Annotated in this window: 2 protein-coding genes; both read left to right on the top strand. The window is 62.8% G+C overall.

The window, feature by feature from the left end; translation table 11 throughout:
* On the top strand, positions 1-2317 hold a 2317-nt coding region (locus EN879_RS39075; RefSeq protein ID WP_206520973.1), incomplete at its 5' end, for an autotransporter domain-containing protein.
* Positions 2318-2494: 177 nt separating this feature from the next.
* On the top strand, positions 2495-2902 hold a 408-nt coding region (locus EN879_RS21050; RefSeq protein ID WP_164774491.1), incomplete at its 3' end, for a sterol desaturase family protein.

Below are 2902 nucleotides of genomic sequence, written 5' to 3'. Positions count from 1 at the left end.
CGGTATCTTCGCTGGCCTTTCCTCGGGAAGCGGCAACGTCGATGTCACGGCGAACGGCGCGATCGACGCGAGCAGCGGGATTGTCGCAGGGACTGTCGGTACAGGTTCGGTGACCGTGAAGGCGGTTGGTCCGATCACCGCGACGACTGGTCGAGGTATCGACGCTGAAAGCTCGGCCGGCAATGTCGCGGTGATAACGGGTGCTGTGAACGCAACTGCGGCTACGGCGATCTTCGCGCTCCAGGACAATCCGGTGGGCGCTGGCACGATCAATGTGACGACGAATGGCAATGTCTCGGGTACGACAGGTATCCAGGCAACCAATCTTGGCACGGGCGCGATCACGGTGATCGCCAATGGCGCGGTGACCGGAACGTCGGCCGAGGGCATCGTCGCGACGGGCAACGGCGTAGTGGATGTGCAAGTCGCCGGCACGGTGACGGGCGCGACGCGTGGCCTGACTTTGACTGGTGGGACGGGCGCCATCAACGTCGCCTCGTCGGGCGCGATCCGTAGTCTTTCCGGACTGTCCAGCGATGCGGCGATCGAGACCAATGCCGCGACGATGGCGCTCACAAACGCCGGTTCGATCGTCGGTACAGCGCAGTTTGCCGGCGGCGCGACACTGTTCGCCAACGACGGGAACTGGAACGGCGCCGGTGGAACCAGTGATTTCGGCGGTGGCGCCAGCAGGCTGGTCAACGACGGGACCGCCGTCGGTGGAAACTCCGCCGGCGTCGCGGAGACGACGCAATGGACCAATCTGTTTCAGTTCACCAATCAAGGCACCTTGACAATGGCCGACGCTGGCGCCGGCGATGTGATCCGGCAAACCGGCGGCAATGCCGCTTTCGCGACTGGCAGCATCATGGCGATCGATATCAACACGGCCGGCCAGGCCGACAGGTTCAGCACCTCCGGCACCGCGACGATCACTGGCGCGACGCTGACCGTGAACGCCGCGGGCGGCATTGCGGTGCCGGGCACCCGCTATACGGTGTTGACCGCCGATGCCGGGCTGACCGGGCAGTTCGCTGCCTTGACTGGAGTTCTCAACACCGCCTTCCTCAGGCTTGTCGATACCTATGACACCAACAACGCCTATCTCGACATCCTGAAATACCGCAACTTCACCGACGCAGCCTTGACCCGCAATCAGATCGCAACCGCTGGGGGGCTCGAGAGCCTGCCGACATCCGGATCCCTGTACAACGTCATCCTCAACCTCGCGACCGACGTGCAGGCACGTGATGCCTTCGACCAGCTCTCGGGCGAGGTGTATCCCTCGGCGCAGACTTCCCTCATCGAAGATAGCCGTCTTCTGCGCGACGCGGCGACGAACCGCATCCGGGCCGCTTTCGGTATCGTCGGTGCATCGGCCGCTCCGGTCATGGCCTACGCCGATCAGACCTATGGCGGTGCTGCGGGCGCCTATGTCTCGCTCGATCCCAATACGACCGCTGCAGTGGCGTCGGACACCGATCGCTTCGCCCTCTGGAGTCAGGGCTTTGGTTCATGGGGCCATACTGGCAGCGACGGCAATGCTGCCCGCGTTGACCGCTCGACTGGCGGTTTCCTGGCCGGCGGTGACGCCGCCATTTTCGACACCTGGCGATTGGGTATCATGGCGGGATACAGCCGCACCAACCTCGATGTGAAAGACCGCGCCTCGTCGGGCTCGAGCGACAACTATCATCTCGGCCTCTATGGCGGCACCACTTGGGATGTTGGGGGCGGCACGCTCGGCTTGCGCACCGGTACATCCTATACTTGGCACGACATCGCGACGAGCCGCTCCGTCACTTTCCCCGGTTTCAATGACAGCCTCAAGGCAGATTATCGCGCCGGAACGGCGCAGGTGTTCGGCGAACTGGGCTATGGTATCCATGCTGGAAATTTAGGCTTTGAGCCCTTCGCCAATCTCGCCTATGTGAACCTCCGGACTGACGGCTTCACCGAGACAGGCGGCGCGGCGACGCTGACAAGCGCTTCGGCAATCACCGATGCGATCTTCACCACGCTCGGCCTACATGCCTCAGGCGAGTTCACCGTCGGCGAGATGGCGGCGACGGTTCGCGGCACGCTCGGCTGGCGCCATGCCTTCGGCGAGACCGTACCGCTGTCGCGCTTCGCATTCGCCGGCGGCGCATCATTCACCGTCGCGGGCGTGCCGATCGCCAAGGACGGGCTGATACTCGATGTCGGGTTCGACATCGCCATCGCACACAATGCCACGCTCGGCCTCACCTATGGGGGACAATTCGGCAGTCGCGCCGCAGACCAGAGCGTGAAAGCCAATCTCGCGGTCAGGTTCTAGTTGGGGGATGGGCCACACGCCGCAGGACGAGCCCGCATTCGCGTCTCCTCGTCCACCCGCGTTCCATTCACAATCCGCGTTTGCCGCCGCCACTTGCGCAAAAGGTAGAGCCTTTAGCCTTTGGAAAGGGAGATGTGGTTCCTCTCAGAGGCGCGGACTGCGCGCTGAGGCGAATCGATGGATATCTTTGGCATCAAGGCACTTCTGATCTGCGCCCTGATCTTCATTCCGTTCGAACATCTGTTTGCCGAGCGGCCGCAGAAGATCTTTCGCAAGGGCTTCGCTGTCGATCTGATTTATCTGCTGTTCAACGGCTTCATCATAAAGCTGGCCATCGTCATGATGGCGGCAGGCGCGCTCGGTGCCGCTGCACTCCTGGTCCCGCAAGCGATAACGCATGCCGTCAGCGGCCAGCCCGTCTGGCTGCAGGTTGCCGAAATCATCGTGATCACCGATGTCGGCGTCTACTGGACACATCGGGCCTTTCACAAAATCCCGGCGCTTTGGAAGTTCCATGCCGTTCACCACGGCATTGAGGAACTCGACTGGCTCGGGGCCTTCCACAATCATCCCGTCGACGCCATC

The sequence above is a fragment of the Mesorhizobium sp. M7A.F.Ca.AU.002.02.1.1 genome, from assembly GCF_003998535.1.
In the GTDB taxonomy this organism is placed as follows: Bacteria; Pseudomonadota; Alphaproteobacteria; order Rhizobiales; family Rhizobiaceae; genus Mesorhizobium; species Mesorhizobium ciceri.
Note: the sequence above shows the minus strand (reverse complement) of the source record. Positions and strands in the feature narration are given on the sequence as shown.